This is a genomic window from Mesorhizobium sp. P160187, from assembly GCF_057766425.1.
Genome location: NZ_JBYMDX010000005.1, coordinates 630131 through 646060, shown reverse-complemented (window position 1 = coordinate 646060; position 15930 = coordinate 630131). Strand labels below are relative to the sequence as shown.

General features: G+C 63.6%; 10 protein-coding genes and 1 tRNA gene. 2 read left to right on the top strand and 9 right to left on the bottom strand.

Annotated elements, in window-relative coordinates; translation table 11 throughout:
- The first annotated feature begins 10 nt into the window (after positions 1-10).
- Positions 11-1474, top strand: coding sequence for a betaine-aldehyde dehydrogenase (betB, locus tag AC3CCE_RS27770; protein ID WP_352625960.1), 1464 nt, complete (start codon positions 11-13; stop codon positions 1472-1474).
- 189 nt (positions 1475-1663) lie between these two features.
- Here the strand turns inward: betB and AC3CCE_RS27765 are convergent, their stop codons facing one another.
- Both AC3CCE_RS27765 and AC3CCE_RS27760 read right to left on the bottom strand, forming a co-directional pair.
- Positions 1664-3901 carry a mannose-1-phosphate guanylyltransferase/mannose-6-phosphate isomerase gene (locus tag AC3CCE_RS27765; protein ID WP_352625959.1) on the bottom strand — a complete coding sequence of 746 codons (2238 nt, stop codon included), beginning with the start codon at positions 3899-3901 and terminating at the stop codon, positions 1664-1666.
- A gap of 11 nt (positions 3902-3912) precedes the next feature.
- On the bottom strand, positions 3913-5433 hold the full coding sequence (locus AC3CCE_RS27760) for a phosphomannomutase/phosphoglucomutase (RefSeq protein ID WP_352625958.1): 1521 nt from the start codon (positions 5431-5433) through the stop codon (positions 3913-3915).
- A gap of 200 nt (positions 5434-5633) precedes the next feature.
- Here AC3CCE_RS27760 and AC3CCE_RS27755 point away from each other — a divergent pair.
- Positions 5634-5710: transfer RNA gene (locus tag AC3CCE_RS27755), tRNA-Pro, on the top strand.
- A gap of 14 nt (positions 5711-5724) precedes the next feature.
- Here the strand turns inward: AC3CCE_RS27755 and AC3CCE_RS27750 are convergent.
- The 7 genes from AC3CCE_RS27750 to glgX form a co-directional block, all read right to left on the bottom strand.
- Entirely contained in the window at positions 5725-6192 is a 468-nt protein-coding gene (locus tag AC3CCE_RS27750; protein WP_155923821.1) for a hypothetical protein, read from the bottom strand.
- Positions 6193-6258: 66 nt separating this feature from the next.
- The gene (locus AC3CCE_RS27745; RefSeq protein WP_023725229.1) at positions 6259-7878 is read right to left on the bottom strand and encodes an ABC transporter ATP-binding protein; all 1620 of its coding nucleotides are present in this window, start codon (positions 7876-7878) and stop codon (positions 6259-6261) included.
- A 47-nt stretch (positions 7879-7925) separates the two neighbouring features.
- Positions 7926-9053 carry an ABC transporter permease gene (locus AC3CCE_RS27740; protein WP_023725230.1) on the bottom strand — a complete coding sequence of 376 codons (1128 nt, stop codon included), beginning with the start codon at positions 9051-9053 and terminating at the stop codon, positions 7926-7928.
- 9 nt (positions 9054-9062) lie between these two features.
- Entirely contained in the window at positions 9063-9986 is a 924-nt protein-coding gene (locus AC3CCE_RS27735; protein WP_023684574.1) for an ABC transporter permease subunit, read from the bottom strand.
- Positions 9987-10160: 174 nt separating this feature from the next.
- Positions 10161-11753, bottom strand: a complete 1593-nt coding sequence (locus AC3CCE_RS27730; protein WP_023670734.1) for a peptide ABC transporter substrate-binding protein — start codon at positions 11751-11753, stop codon at positions 10161-10163.
- Between the two features lie 449 nt (positions 11754-12202).
- Positions 12203-13852 (bottom strand): beta-galactosidase BglA, encoded by a 1650-nt coding sequence (gene bglA / locus AC3CCE_RS27725; protein ID WP_352512839.1) that lies wholly within the window; start codon positions 13850-13852, stop codon positions 12203-12205.
- Complete coding sequence (gene glgX, locus AC3CCE_RS27720) at positions 13852-15852, bottom strand: glycogen debranching protein GlgX (RefSeq protein ID WP_352626084.1); 2001 nt, start codon at positions 15850-15852, stop codon at positions 13852-13854. Before glgX ends, bglA begins: the two co-directional genes overlap by 1 nt.
- Positions 15853-15930 lie beyond the last annotated feature (78 nt).

Genomic DNA, 15930 nt, shown 5'->3' with positions numbered 1-15930 from the left:
GGAGAACAGCATGCGCGCCCAGCCAACGGCATCGCACTATGTCAACGGCCGCTACATCGAGGACGAAGGCGGCGCGCCGCTGCCGGTGATCTATCCGGCGACCGGTGAGGTCATCGCCACCTTGCATTCGGCGACTCCGAACGTGCTGGAGCTCGCCATCGAAGCCGCGCGGGCCGCACAACCGGCCTGGGCGCGGATGAAGCCGGTCGAGCGTGGCCGCATCCTGCGCCGCGCCGCCGACATTTTGCGCGCGCGCAACGCCGATCTGGCGCGGATCGAGACGCTCGACACCGGCAAAGCGATCCAGGAGACGCTGGTGGCGGATGCACTATCGGCCGCCGACTGCCTCGAATATTTCGGCGGCGCGGTTGCCGCCTTCAACGGCGATGCGATCGATCTTGGTGGACCTTTTGCCTATACGCGCCGCGAGGCGCTCGGTGTGTGCGTCGGCATCGGCGCCTGGAACTATCCGATCCAGATCGCCGGCTGGAAATCCGCCCCCGCGCTCGCCATGGGCAACGCCATGGTATTCAAGCCTTCGGAAAACACGCCGCTGTCGGCGCTGGCGCTGGCCGAGATCTACTCAGAGGCGGGCCTGCCCGACGGGCTGTTCAACGTCGTGCAAGGCTATGGCGATGTCGGCGCCGGCCTCGTCGGCCACGATGTCGTTGCCAAGGTTTCGGTGACCGGCTCGGTGCCGACCGGCCGCAAGGTGCTGTCGCTCGCCGGTTCGAAGATGAAGCATGCGACGATGGAACTCGGCGGCAAGTCGCCGCTGATCGTGTTCGACGATGCCAATCTCGAAAACGCCATCGGCGGCGCCATGCTCGGCAATTTCTATTCGACCGGGCAGATCTGCTCCAACGGCACGCGTGTTTTCGTACAAAGCGGCATCCATGACCGCTTCGTCGACCGGCTGGTCGAGCGGACGAAAAAGATCCGCATCGGCGATCCGCTCGATCCTGAGACGCAGATGGGGCCGCTGGTCAACAAGGCGCAGCAGGAGAAGGTCGTTTCCTACATCGCGGCCGGCAGGCAGGATGGAGCAACGCTCGCCTGCGGTGGCAACGTGCCGTCGCTGCAAGGGTTCGATGGCGGCTTCTTTGTCGAGCCGACGGTGTTCACCGGTGTCACCGATACGATGCGCATTGCGCGCGAGGAGATTTTCGGGCCGGTGATGAGCGTGCTGAAGTTCGACGGCGAGGACGAGGTGATCGACCGCGCCAACGACACCGAATTCGGCCTCGCCGCCGGCGTCTTCACCCGCGACCTGCAGCGCGCCCATAGGGTGATCGCCGAACTGCAGGCCGGCACCTGCTGGATAAACGCCTACAATCTGACGCCGGTGGAAATTCCGTTTGGCGGGGTGAAGCAATCCGGCATCGGGCGCGAGAACTCGCTGGCGGCTTTAGCGCTCTATTCGCAGCTGAAGGCGGTGTATGTCGAGACCGGGGATGTAGCGAGCCCGTATTGAGGGTTGAAAGCGAAGTGACAGCTGATCTCCCCCCTTGCGGGGGAGATGGCCGGCAGGCCAGAGGGGGGTGTGACGGATCGCCAACCTTTGGTCTGATCTTCGAGTAGCTGAGACGTCGGCGGGACAGCACCCCCCTCTGCCTTGCCAGGCATCTCCCCCGCAAGGGGGGAGATTGGCAGCTCCAACGCTTCACCCCTTCTGCGCTGTCCCATCAAGATACTGCGTCAGCGCGCAGACCAGATGATAGAAGATGCTGGCCGGCACGTCCGATGCCAAGGAGCGGCCGCGTTCGTCGATGCGGTCGATCCACAGGCCGAGCGGCGCCGGGTCGATGTGCCAGCGGAATAGCCGGCCGACGCGCGCCTCGATTTCGGGCTTGAGGTCGGGACCGCCCGAGCCATCCAGCGCAATCGCCGCCTTGATCGCTTCCGCCTGCGGCCAGCTGCGCGATACGAGGTCGAGCGGCAGGCCCTGCCGGGAGACCGCACCGTAGGCAAGGCCGGTGGCGCGGTTGAGGCCGTTGGCGATGGCCGAGGCGTAGAGCTTGCGGGCAAAATTGCTCAACTCGCCCTGGCCGCTGCGGGCGACGAAATCGGTGAGCAGCGAGGCCCATTCGAAATGATGGCCGGGCTCGGTCCATGTGCCCTTCTCGCCGGCGGCCGGCTTCCACCCGGCGTCGAAATATTCGCCCAGCGTCCAGCTCTCGGCATCGAAGAAATGACTGCGGAAAAGGTCGATGATGCGCGCGGCGCGGCGCAGATAGGTGCGGTCGCCGGTCGCCTCATACCAGGCGAGGAAGGCCTCGAGCAGATGCATATGCGGGTTGGAGCGCCGCTCGCCCTCCCCGTCCGACGTCTCGAGGAAACCGGTCATGCGGCTGTCCTCGAGATGCGCGTCGAGGAACACGAAGGTCTCCTGGCCCAGCCGCAGCGCATCCGGATTGCCGCACATATGCGCATGCGCCAGCGCCAGCAGCACGCAGGAATGGTCGTAGGCATCCTCGGTTGGGTCGGCGACGGAGCCGTCGACATTGAGCGTGCGCACCCAGCCGCCCCGGTCCGTGCGGCCCTTGCCGGCCATGAAGGCGATGCCATGGGAGATCAGGCGATCGGCTGGACCGTCCCAGCCGCGGGCCTTGGCAACGGCGAAGGCGTAGACTTGCCTCGCCGTCGTGCGCATGCGCTTGGGCTTCAACAGCGCCTCGCCGTGGAAGCCGAGCGCCTCGTGGAAGCCGCCATGACGCTCATCGACGCCTGAAGTCGACCACAGCGGCAAGGTCTCCTCGAACAGCCAGTGATGCACGCGCCGCCGCCAGGCACCGCTCTCGATGACGCGGTCGTGTGCCGGGGTGAACCTGGTTTCCAGACGGCCCGATTTTTCCAGCTGCTCGACGATCTTCTTGACGTGCTGGCTGTGACTGACCGGCGCGACGAAGGTGGCATCCGCCGTCGAGACGATCGCGACGTCCTTCATGCCGATCGCCGACAAAAGCCGGCCGTCGCTTCTGATGTAGGAGTTCTCGCAATCGATGGCGACAACATCGCCGACGACGACATTGCCCTTGGCGTCGGCAGGGCCGACATCAAGCAGCGACTGCCAGGAGCCGAGGTCGTTCCAGCGGAAGCCGGCCGGCACCATCGCGATGTCCTTGGCCCGTTCCATGATGGCGTAGTCGATCGAGTTCGACGGGATGGCGGCGTAGAGGTCGAGCGGCATATAGAGGCCGGACAGGTCGCTCGTTGCCGCCTTGTAGGCGGTTTCGGTGGCCTGCCAGATGTCGGGTTGGAAGGTGGCGAAGGCGTCGCGCATGGCGCCGGCGCGAAACAGGAAAATGCCGGTGTTCCAGTAGAAGGTGCCCGCACTGAGATAGCTCTGCGCAGTGGCGAGGTCGGGCTTTTCGACGAAGCGCGACACGTCGAAGACGCCGCCGCTTTCGGCTGCGACTTCGATATACCCATAGCCGGGCTCGGGCTGCGCCGGCTTGATGCCGAACACCACCAGACGGCCGGCAAGCGCTGCCTGGCTGCCCGCCTCGACGCTCTGCCAGAACTGCTTGGGCGTGGCGATTTCGTGGTCTGACGGCACCACCAGCACCAGGCTGTCGCCGAACTCCGACAATGTGCGCAGCGCGGCCAGCGCCACGGCGGCAGCCGTGTTGCGCCCGGTCGGCTCGAACAGCGGGCCACCGCCGGCGAGGTCGAGTCCGGCAAGGTCGGCATGGACACGCTCGGCATGGCGCTCGGCGGCGATCAGGAAGATCGGCGTCTCACCTTCCGGCCGCGCCGTCAGCCGGCGCAAGGTCTTGGCCAGCATCGAGCCGTCGCCGGAGAGATCGTGGAACTGTTTCGGGTTGTCCTCGCGTGACAGCGGCCACAGCCGCGAGCCGACACCGCCGCTCATGACAAAACTGACGATGCGCTCGCTCATGAAAGGTCCAATCAGAACGTCTGGTTGTAAGCGCCGACTTCGGGGCTGCGGCGCAGCACGGCGTCGACCGCCTCGAACATCTGCCGGCGGCGCTCGGACGATACCGGGCTTTCGACAACCACGACAAGCTCCGGCTTGTTCGACGACGCCCGCACCAGCCCCCAGGTGCCATCCTCGGCCACGACGCGCACGCCGTTGACGGTGATCAGCTCGGCGATCTTCTGGCCGGCAAAAGTCTTGCCGGCGCGCTGCATCGCCTGGAAGTCCGCCACCACCCGATCGACCACGCCGTATTTCACATCGTCGGCGCAATGCGGCGACATGGTCGGCGTGCCGAAGGTCAGCGGCAGCGCGCGATAGAGATCGGCCATCGAACTTGTGGGGTTGCGGACGAGCATCTCACATATGGCTATTGCCGTGATGAGACCGTCATCATAGCCGCGGCCGATCGGCGGATTGAAGAAGAAATGGCCCGACTTCTCGAAGCCGGCGACGGCGCCAAGCTCGGCGACGCGGCGCTTGATGTAGGAATGGCCGGTCTTCCAGTAATCTGTCTTCGCGCCGTTGCCACGCAAAACGCTGTCGGTGTTGAACAGGCCGGTCGATTTGACATCGACGACGAAGGTCGAGCCGGGGTATTGGGTTGATATGTCCCGCGCCAGCATGACGCCGACCTTGTCGGCAAAAATCTCGTTGCCCTCATTGTCGACCACGCCGCAACGGTCGCCGTCGCCGTCAAAGCCCAGCCCGACATCAGCACCTGTTTCCAGCACTTTGTCCCTGATGGCATGCAGCATCTGCATGTCTTCCGGGTTCGGGTTATAGCGCGGAAAACTGTGGTCGAGCTCGACATCGAGCGGGATCACCTCGCAGCCGATGCGCTCCAGCGCCTGTGGCGCGAAGGCGCCGGCAGTGCCGTTGCCGCAAGCGGCCACGACTTTCAGCTTTCGCGCGATGCGCTTGTCGCTCACCAGATCGTCGAGATAGGTCTCGCGAAAACCGGAGACGAATTCGTAGGAGCCACCGCCGGCAAGATCGAAATCGCCCGACAGCACGATCTGTTTCAGGGCGCTCATCTCCTCCGGTCCGAAGGTGAGCGGCCTCGCCGCACCCATCTTGACTCCGGTCCAGCCATTCTCGTTGTGCGATGCGGTGACCATGGCGACGGAAGGCGCGTCGAGCGCGAACTGGGCGAAGTAGGCCATGGGCGACAGCGCCAGGCCAATGTCTTTCACCTTTGCGCCCGCAGCCATCAGGCCGGAAACCAGCGCCAGCTTGATGGCAAGCGAATAGGAGCGGAAATCATGCCCGGTGACGATGTCGGGACCCGCGCCAAGACGGCGGATCAAAGTGCCCAGGCCCATGCCCAGCGCCTGGACGCCGATCAGGTTCAGCTCCGGCGGTTGGGTGGAGCCGGCATGGCCAAACCACCAGCGCGCGTCGTATTCGCGAAAGCCGGACGCCTTGATCAGCGCTTCGGTTTCGAATTCGAAGCTGTTGGGCCGGGCGTCGCCTACGATTTTCAGGGGCAAGACAGCAAAGCTCCAGATGGCGAAAACACGATTTATCGAGGCTGCTGCCTAGCACACAAGGCTTTAAGCGGGGTTTATCCCGGGCGGGAAATCCAAGCTTTGCGGCAATGCCCGACGAAAGCCAACGAAATGCGACAGAAGCGCTGCCATTGCCGCTTGCGGGAACGGTATGCGGCAGCTATAAGCCCGCGGTCTGGTCACGGAGTGTAGCGCAGCCTGGTAGCGCACCTCGTTCGGGACGAGGGGGTCGCAGGTTCAAATCCTGCCACTCCGACCAGAAAAAACAGACACTTAGGTGTTTGTTCTCCCGACCCACAAGATAGCTTGATGCAAACCGGCCGCGTCGGCGTCGCTGTCAGCATGGTGTTTTGACGCGACAACCTTCCGCGCTACCTCGATAATAGGAATGCCGCCGAGACAGCGGCCGGAACGAGGTTTGCGGAAGATGAATTTGTTGATTTCAAGCCGGCTGTCAGCGCTGCTCGCTTTGTCCTTGGCGGCAGGCTGCTCATCGCTGGGCAGCGCGGTGAACCCGGCGAAATACGACAGCATGACATGCGCCGAGCTCAACAACGCGGTAGGCGATACCGCGCGCGACATCTCGCAAACCGCCATCACCCGCGGCAGGGTCACCAACACCAGCGTTCCCAACTGGCTGCTCGGCGGCACGCGCGTGAAGAGCGCAGTGGCCAACCGTGAGACGGCCAGAATCGAACTGCTGAAGCAGCGGCAAGAGGCCATTGTCGCGACAAGAGCCAACAGATGTCCCAGGTCAGCGGGCTAAGCGAACTGGCCCTACCCTGACTATCTGCTCAACGTCACGCCTTAAGCACTCAGCCGGAAGCGCGTGACATCGATCGCCGCAGCCATCAGCGTCTGGGTGTAGGCGGCCTGCGGGTTGCTGAATATCTGTTCGGTCGGGCCTTCCTCGACGATCTTGCCCTGCCTCATGACGATGATGTAGTCGGCCATGGCGCGCACCACGGAGAGATCGTGGCTGATGAAGAGGTAGGATAGTTCGTGGTCGGCCTGCAGCTTGCGCAGCAATTCGACGATCTGCTTCTGCACCGAGCGGTCGAGCGCCGAAGTCGGCTCGTCCAGCACCACCAGTTTGGGCTTCAGGATCACGGCACGCGCGATGGCGATGCGCTGGCGTTGGCCGCCGGAGAATTCGTGCGGGTAGCGGTTGCGTGCGTTGGGATCGAGGCCGACCTCGAGCAAGGCCTCGACGGCGCGCTGATCGCGTTGCTTGCCTGACAGGTTCGGCTCATGCACCAGAAGCCCTTCGGTGATGATCTGGCCGACGGTCATGCGCGGCGACAGCGAGCCGAACGGATCCTGGAAGACGAGTTGCATCTCCCGCCGCAGCGGCCGCATCGCCTGGCGGTCGGCGGTGGAGATGTCGCGGTCGCCGAAGCGGATGACACCGTCGCTGGGCAACAGGCGCAGAAGTGCGCGGCCGAGCGTCGATTTTCCCGAACCGGATTCGCCGACGATACCGATGGTCTGGTTGCGCTTCAGCCGGATCGAAATGTGATCGACGGCGCGCAAAAGCAGCGGCTCGCCGGCAAGGAAGCCACCGCCGATCTTGAAGGTTACCTCGACATTCCTGCCCTCGAGCAGCACCGGTGCGTTGGCCGGCGGCGCCGCCTTGGTGCCGGTCGGCTCGGCGGCCAGCAGCATTTTCGTATAGGCATGCTGGGGATTGGCGAACAGCGCTTCCGCCTCGCCTTCCTCGACGACTTCGCCATAGCGCATGACATAGACGCGGTCGGCAAAGCGCCTGACAATGCCGAGGTCGTGGGTGATAAAGACGATGGCCATGCCGAGCTTGCGCTGCAGTTCGGCGAGGAGAACCAGGATCTGCGCCTGGATGGTGACGTCGAGCGCCGTCGTCGGCTCGTCGGCGATCAGGATGTCGGGGTCGTTGGCCAATGCCATGGCGATCATGACGCGCTGGCGCTGGCCACCCGACATTTCGTGCGGATAGGATTTCATCCGCCGCTCGGGATCAGGAATATGCACCAGCCGCAAGAGCTTGAGCGCCTCCTCGCGCGCCTCGGCAGCGTTCAGCCCGCGGTGCTTGCGGATCGGTTCGATAAGCTGGTTGCCGATCGAATAGAGTGGATCGAGCGAGGTCATCGGCTCCTGGAAGATCATGCTGATCTTGGCGCCGCGCACCTTGTTGAGGTCGGGCTTGCTCATGGTCAAAAGGTTGCGGCCGCGATAATCGACGTGACCCGTCGCCTCGCCATTGGACGCCAGCAGGCTCATCGCCGCCATCATGGTTTGGCTCTTGCCGGATCCGGATTCGCCGACCACGGCAACGGTTTCACCTGCCTTGACGTGGATGTTGATGCCCTTGACCGCTTCGACCGCGCCGTCGAGCGTGCGGAAGCGGACGCGAAGGTCCTTGACGCTGAGGATCGTTTCGGGCGTTTCCATCGCAACGGTCCTCATCTTATCGGTCCCCATCTTTATCGGTCCAATCTTCATCGGTCTCTTGGATCGAGCGCGTCGCGCAGGCCGTCGCCGACGAAGTTGAGCGCAAACAGCGTCGACACGAGGAAGAAGGCGGGGAACAAAAGCAGCCAGTTGGCGGTGCCGATGTTCTTGGCGCCGACCGAGATGAGCACGCCCCAGCTGGTCATCGGTTCCTGCACGCCAAGGCCGAGGAAGGACAGGAAGCTTTCCAGGATGATGACCTGCGGCACCAGCAGCGTCATGTAGATCACCACTGGTCCGAGCAGATTGGGGATGACATGGCGCAGCAGGATGCCGCGCTGGCCGACGCCCATGGCTTCGGCCGCCTGGACATACTCCTGCCGCCGGATCGACAGCGCCTGGCCGCGCACGATGCGCGCCATGTCGAGCCACAGCACCGCTCCCACCGCCAGGAACATCAGCACGAAGTTGCGGCCGAAGAACACCACCAGCATGATGACAAAGAAAATGAAGGGCAAGGAATAGAGCACGTCGACGATGCGCATCATCACCTCGTCGATCTTGCCGCCGGAAAAGCCGGCCGCCGCCCCGTAGAGGACGCCGATGACCACAGCGACAATGCCGGCAAGCAGGCCGATGGCCAGCGAGATGCGCCCTGCCATCAGCGTTCGCGAGAGAAGATCGCGACCGGTGTTGTCGGTGCCGAACAGGAAGTACTGCTGTTTGACCGACGCAGTCATAGTCAATTCGAGCCCGTCGCCCGATTTGCTCACTATCTTGGTATCGTCGAAGGCATCGGAGCGGTCGAGATAGCGGATGTTGCGGTCGTCGATCGGTTTGGTCGAGGTGACGGTGACGGTGACGCGACTGCCGTCCAGTTTCCACTCCTTGATGTCGACGCGCATGCGCTTGATGGCATCCTTGAGCGCCGTCTCGATCATGTCGGGCTCCGGATAGGCTGAAAAGCTTGGCGGCGTGCGCACATAGTCGGCATAGATGGTGGTGTACTGATGCGGCACGAACCAGGGGCCGAAGATGCTGATGACGCCAATGAAGGCCAGGTAATAGAGGCTGAACATGGCGGCGCGGTTGGCTTTGAGGCGCGCCCATGCGTCGCCCCAGAGCGAGCGGCCGACGACGGCCGGCGGAGCGGCGGCGGCTGTGATGTCAGTCATAGCGCACCCTCAGTCATAGCGTACCCTCGGGTCGACGACCGCGTACATGACGTCGACGATCAGGTTGAAGACGATGGTGAAGAGCGCGATCACCACCACGGTCCCCATCACCAGCGTGTAGTCGCGGTTGAGCGCGGCATCGACGAAATAGCGGCCGACACCGGGAATGGAGAAGATGGTCTCGACGATGACCGAACCGGTGAGCAGCGCCGCGGCTGCCGGGCCGGTGAAGGAAACGATCGGCAGGATGGCGCCGCGCAGCGCGTGCTTGACCACCACCGACCAGTCGGAGAGGCCGAGCGCACGCGCCGTTCGGATATGATGCGAACGCAAGCTCTCGATCATCGACCCGCGCATCAGGCGGGCAACGATGGCGATCTGCGGCAAGGCCAGCGTCAGCACCGGGCCGATCTTGTTGATCAATGCGCCATCACCCCAGCCGCCGATCGGCAACAGCTTCCAGGTCAATCCGAACACCAGCTGAATCACAGGAGCGATGACGAAGGTGGGGATAGTGCTGCCGGCGGTCGCCAGCGCAATCACCGTATAGTCGCCAAGCTTGTTCTGGTTTAGCGCGGCGATGGTGCCGAGCACCGAACCAAGCAGCAGCGCCAGGATCAGCGCGGAGGTGCCGAGCTGGACCGATATCGGCAGCCCCTTGGCAAACAGTTCGGTGACGGTGAAGTCAGGCAAATTGTAGCTCGGCCCGAAATTGCCGCGCAGGAGATTGCCAAGATAGTGGGCATATTGCAGCCAGAGCGGATCGTCGAGGCCGAACTGTGCTTCCAGATTGGCCCTGATCTCGGGACTGAGGCCCCGCTCCTGATTGAAAGGGCCGCCCGGTGCGACGCGTATCAGGAAGAACGCCATTGTCACGATGACGAACAGCGTCGGAATGGCGGTCAAAAGCCGCCGTAAGATGTATCGCAGCATCGGCGCCCCGCTTCGGCCAGAGCGACATACGTCCATGCAGACGCATTGCCACGCTCCGGCGCCAAATCTTCGCACCGGGCTTGCCGAAAATCGACCACGACTTTCGGACCGGTGCGATGACCGACCAGTCCGCCGCGCCCAAATGGGGCGCGGCGGTCCAGTCAAGGATGATTATCAGTCCTTGGAGACGAAGCGGGACGGATGGATGTCCATCACATTGTCATCGAAGCCATGCAGCTTCGAGGAAACGATATCGTGGAAGCTGTAGTAGAGAAGCGGAATGTTGCCGACGTCATCGACAAGGATGCGCTCGGCCTCAGTGAGGTCCTTCATGCGCTCTTCCGGCTTGCCGCCGGCAGCCGCGGCCTTGTCCATGGCCGCCTCATATGCCGGGCTGACGTAGTTCGAATAGTTGTTGCCGCTGGCCTTGCGGGTGATGCCGAGGAAGGTCTCGGGATCCTTGTAGTCGGCGATCCAGGCGGCACGCGCCACGTCGTAGTTGCCCTTCTGCTCGAGGAAGGAATAGTGGGTCTTGGTATCGGTGTTGAGCAGCGTGATCTCGACGCCAAGCGGCTTCAACTGTTCCTGGATGGCAACCGCGGTGTTCTTGTGGTTTTCCGAGGTGTTGTAGCGGATCTCCATCTTCAGCGGATGCTCGGGCGTATAGCCGAGTTTCTCAAGGATCTTCTTGGCGGCGTCCTCGCGGTCGATCTGCGGCATGTCGGCGTATTTGGCCATTGCCGGCGTGTAGCCGGCGATGCCCGGAGGCACCATCGAATAGCCAGGCAGCATGGAATTCTGCCAGACCTTTTCGGCCAGGAAGTCGCGGTCGATCGCCATCGAGATGGCGTTGCGCAGCTCGACATTGTCCCACGGTGCCTTGTCGGTCTTGATCGCGTAATAGTAGGTGCCGAGATACGGTCCGACACGGACCTGATCGCCGAACTTGGTCTTGAGGTCAGCGAGCTGTTCGGTCGGCAAGTCGCCGTAGCTGTCGAGTTCGCCGGCCTCGAAGCGCTTCATCGCCGATGAGCGGTCTTCGGTCGGGATGTAGTTGACGACGTCCATCTTGACGGTCGCGGCATCCCAGAATTTCGGATTCTTGACCAGCTTCATGTGGTCGTTGGGAATCCACTCGGCCAGCGTATAGGCGCCGTTCGAAACGAGATTGCCCGCCTTGATCCAGTCGGCGCCGAGCTTGTCGATCGAGGCCTTGTTGACCGGGTAGGTAGCCTGGTGGGTCAGCATCTCCAGGAAGTATGGCGTCGGCGCCTTCAGCGTCACTTCCAGGGTGTTGGCGTCGATCGCCTTGACGCCCATGTCCTCGGGCTTGCCTTTCTTGGTGTTGACTTCCTCGGCGTTCTTCACGGGATAGAGCATGGAAGCGTATTCGGCGGCGGTCGCCGGATCCTCCAGCCTACGGAAGGAATAGACGAAGTCGTCCGCCGTCACCGGGCTGCCATCCGACCACAAGCCGTCCTTGCGCAGCTTGAAGGTGTAGACGGTGCCGTCATCAGATACCGTCCAGCTTTCGGCGGCGCCCGGGATGAGGTTCGTCTTCTGATCGTGCATGACCAGTCCCTGGAACAGGTCGCGTATGATATCGGCTTCGTAGACGGTCGAGGTCTTGTGCGGATCGACCGTCTCCGCTTCGGCGGCGCTGCCTCTGTTATAGACGGTCTCGGCAAGGGCCGGCGTCAGGAACGTGCCTGCGGCAAAGGTCATGGTCGCGGCGACAAGCGTCGCCTTCAGCATATTTTTCAGCATGAAGTCTCTCCCTGTGGCGCTGCCCATCGGCTGCGCCTTACGAGTGTTGACGCCCCGGAACCGATTTCTGGCCCCTTCGAGCGCGCCGCCGGTTCCCGTTCCGGCAGCTGGTGGCAGGAGACTAGACAGACGGAAATATTATTTCAACCGAGTCTTGCTTGACGCTAAGTGAGCATCCTCACCTTAAACCAGCCATAGCTAATCTATATTACAAGATCCAGTTGGGTGCAGCTTGTGGTTGTCCTGTAACTTTGGGTTTTGCCCTCAGCAGTTGTCATTAGCGCAACCATCTGGAAACATTCCAGGAATGCAGTTCGTGGCCAAGCTCAACGAAAGTACCTAAGAAGCCCGAAAATGGAAAACGTGGCGCCGGTGACGTTGCGCGGATCACTCGGCACGGTTGCATGCGGACACGATCTTTTTTGAAGCCGGACGGCGTCCCTGAAAGATCAGCCTACCTTGCCGACAAACCAGCCCAGGGCCGGCAGCAACAGCCCCTCCTCCTGCAGGACGGCACCGCCACCCAGAGCGATCGCCTCGACAAGCTGGAGATCCGGCGGCAGCCGCCAGTCGGCCGGCTTGTCGGCGAAATTGAAGACGCAGAGCAATATCTCGTCCTCGCCCTGCCGGATGAAGGCAAGGACATCGCCGTCGGTATCGAGAAAGCGGATCGGGCCCTTGACCAGCGCCAGATGCGCCTTGCGCAAGGCGAGCATCGTCCGGTAGCCGGCGAGCACGGACTTGTCGTCGGCGTTCTGGATATCGGCCGCCCGAGCGCGGTGGCTTTCCGGCACCGGCAGCCAGGGTTTTCCCGAGGAAAAACCGGCATTGTCGGCGCCCGCCTCCCAGACCATCGGTGTGCGGCAGCCGTCCCTGCCTTTGACCCCCGGCCAGAAACGGATGCCGACGGGATCGCGCAGATCCTCGAAGGTCAGTTCCGCCTCCTCCAGCCCAAGCTCTTCGCCTTGGTAGAGACAGATCGAGCCCCGCAGGCAGGAGAGCAAAGCGATAGCGAATGTCGCCACCGCATCTGGATCGCCGCCCGGCCGCGTCCAGCGGCTGACATGGCGCACGACATCGTGGTTGGAGAACGCCCAGCAGACCCAGCCGTCGGCGACAGCTGCCTCGAAGGCCTCGACGCAGCCGCGCACATGGGCGGCTGAGAATTGCGGGCCGAGCAGGTCGAAAGTGTAGCACATGTTGAGCTTGTCGCCGCCGGATGTGTAGGCGGCCAGCGTCTGCAGCGAGCGGCCTTCGTCGCCGACCTCGCCGACACTGGCGCGGCCGTCATATTCGTCGAGCAAAGCGCGGAAGCGCCTGAGGAAATCGAGGTTTTCCGGTTGCGTCTTGTCGAACAGGTGCTCCTGGAAGAGATAGGTGTTGGTTTCGCCGTTGGTGCCGGCGACGCTCGACGCCAGCGGCGGGTTGCTGCGCAGCCAGCGGTCATGGACATAGTAGTTGACCGTATCCAGGCGGAAGCCGTCGACGCCGCGCTCGAGCCAGAACCGCACCGTCTGCAACAACGCGTCTTTAACCTCAGGATTGTGGAAGTTGAGGTCCGGCTGCGAGGCGAGGAAATTGTGCATGTAGTATTGCCGGCGGGTCGCGTCCCACTCCCAGGCCGGGCCGCCGAAGACCGACAGCCAGTTGTTGGGCGCGTTGCCGTCCGGCCTGGTGTCGGCCCAGACATACCAGTCAGCCTTGGGATTATCCTTGCTGGCACGGCTCTCTACAAACCATTCGTGCTTGTCGGAGGAGTGCGACAACACCTGATCGATGATCACCTTCAGGCCGAGCCTGTGCGCCTCGGCAACCAGCGCGTCAAAGTCGTCGAGCGTGCCGAACATCGGATCGACCGCCTGATAGTCGGAGACGTCGTAGCCCATATCGGCCATTGGCGATTTGAAGAAGGGCGACAGCCAGACGGCGTCGACGCCGAGCGAGGCGACGTGCGCCAGCCGTGAGGTGATGCCTGAGAGGTCGCCGCTGCCGTCGCCGGTGGTGTCCTGGAAGGAGCGAGGATAGATCTGGTAGATGACGCAGCCGCGCCACCAGTCGGCGCTCTGTTCGGGTCCCGGCTGGGCATTGTCGTCGGCCATCACGGACCCTTCCTGGCGCGGGCCTTTGCGGTCCGGCGCTCGATCATGAAACTGACACTGCGGCCGGGCAGCGGCCACGCGAGGTCGACCGCTTGCGCTTCAACAGCCGGCTGCCATTCAAACCCTTGCCGCGCGGGCAGCGTGAAGACGCATTGGCGGCGATCGCCATTGACGATCACAGCCAGGCGGCCTTCCCCGCCATCGCCGAGCAGCATGACGAGGCGATGGCGCGAGCCATCGTTCCAGTCGGCTTCGCTGAGCGGCGCGCCGGTCTCGGTCAGCCAGGCGACGTCGGGCGTTTCAGAACCGGCCGGCGGCTCTCCGGTCAGGAAGCGCGTATCGGAAAGCGCCGGCACCGCGCCGCGCAGAGCTGCGAGCGCGGACACATGGGCTTCCAGCCCGACGTCGCGCCCGGCCCAGTCGAGCCAGGTGATGGCGTTGTCCTGCGCATAGGCGTTGTTGTTGCCCCCTTGCGTGCGGCCGAATTCATCGCCCGCCGTCAGCATAATGGTGCCGCGCGAGGCAAACAGAGTGGCGAGCAGCGCGAAGCGATCATGGGAACGGGCCTCGGCAATCGCCTTGTCCGAGGTTTCGCCCTCGACGCCGTTGTTCCAGGACAGGTTCTCATTGTGGCCGTCGCGGTTCTTCTCGCCATTGGCCTGGTTGTGTTTGGCTTCATAGGCGACGATATCGGCCAGCGTCATGCCATCGTGTGCGGCGATGAAGTTGACCGTGCGGCTGGCGGATTGGCCCTCCCTGCCGAACACATCGGAGGAGCCGGCGAGCCTTGTCGCCAGCGCACCGACCGCGCCGGCATCGCCGCGCCAGAAGCGCCTGACGTCGTCGCGGTAGCGGTCGTTCCATTCGAGGTAAGGCGGCCGGAAATTGCCGAGCTGATAGCCATTCGGGCCGATGTCCCACGGCTCGGCGATCAGCACCCTATCGGCAAGCAGAGGATCGCCAGCGATGGTCTCGAGCAACGGGGCCGCCGGATCGAATACGCCAGCGACGCGGCCGAGGACCGGCGTCAGGTCGAAGCGGAAACCGTCGACGCCGGCATGGCGGATGAAATGGCGCAGCGTGTCGAGTACCATGTCGCGAACGACCGGATGGTCGCAGGCAATGGTATTGCCGGTGCCGGTATCGTTGGCCAACCTGCCGTCCGGCTCGCTACGGTAGTAGGCTTGATTGTCGAGGCCGCGCAGCGACAGCGTCGGCCCGAGCCGGTCACTTTCGCCGGTATGATTGAAGACGAGATCGAGGATGGTGCCAATGCCAACCCTGCGCAGCACCCCCACAGTATCGCGCAACTCGGCGAGGCCGCCGGGCGCCAGGCGCGGGTCGAGCGCCATGAAGGTGACTGGGTTGTAGCCCCAGGCATTGCTGAGGCCCAGCGGCGGCAAATGGCGCTCATCGACCCATGCCGTTACGGGCATCAGCTCAACGGCGGAGACGCCGATCTTCTTGAGATGTTCGACGATAGCCGGATGGGCAAGGGCTGCAATGGTGCCGCGCTGCGCTTCGGGCACGTCCGGATGCAGCCTGGTGAAGGAGCGGACGTTGAGTTCGTAGATCAGGCCGCCTGGCTGGAACAAAGGCGGCTTGGCCGGCAGCGGCTTCGGTTGAGCCCGCGCGATGGTCTTCGGCATCAGTGGCGCGGTGTCGGCGCCTTCGTTGCGCCGGGCGGCAAGCCGCCAATGATGCTGGTAGGGCCGGTCGATCTCGACGGCGTAGGGATCGGTGAGCAGCTTGTCGGGATCGAACCACAGCCCGCGCTCCGGCGCATATTCGCCGTCGGCGCGAAAGCCGTAGCGCGTACCCGCGGCAAGGCCGGCGACGAACAGCGCATGGACGCTCTCGCCTTCCGGCTGAAGTTCGAGCCGGTCGATTTCACGGGCGCCGGTGTCGTCGAAGATCGACACCCACAGGCGCCGCGCGGACGACGACCAGGCGGCGAAGCGGATGCCTTCGGGAGTGACCGTTGCGCCGAGCTGGGTCATCGGCGCATCCTCCACCCTCCCCCTTGTGGGGAGGGTCGCGAACGAAGTGAGCGGGGTGGGGGTCGGCGCGGGGAAAGC

Coding starts and splice junctions, on each gene's coding strand:
- betB (WP_352625960.1), top strand. CDS start 11: ATGCGCGCCCAGCCAACGGCATCGCACTATGTCAACGGCCGCTACATC.
- AC3CCE_RS27765 (WP_352625959.1), bottom strand. CDS start 3,901: ATGAGCGAGCGCATCGTCAGTTTTGTCATGAGCGGCGGTGTCGGCTCG.
- AC3CCE_RS27745 (WP_023725229.1), bottom strand. CDS start 7,878: ATGGAAACGCCCGAAACGATCCTCAGCGTCAAGGACCTTCGCGTCCGC.
- AC3CCE_RS27740 (WP_023725230.1), bottom strand. CDS start 9,053: ATGACTGACATCACAGCCGCCGCCGCTCCGCCGGCCGTCGTCGGCCGC.
- AC3CCE_RS27735 (WP_023684574.1), bottom strand. CDS start 9,986: ATGCTGCGATACATCTTACGGCGGCTTTTGACCGCCATTCCGACGCTG.
- AC3CCE_RS27730 (WP_023670734.1), bottom strand. CDS start 11,753: ATGCTGAAAAATATGCTGAAGGCGACGCTTGTCGCCGCGACCATGACC.
- bglA (WP_352512839.1), bottom strand. CDS start 13,852: ATGGCCGACGACAATGCCCAGCCGGGACCCGAACAGAGCGCCGACTGG.
- glgX (WP_352626084.1), bottom strand. CDS start 15,852: ATGACCCAGCTCGGCGCAACGGTCACTCCCGAAGGCATCCGCTTCGCC.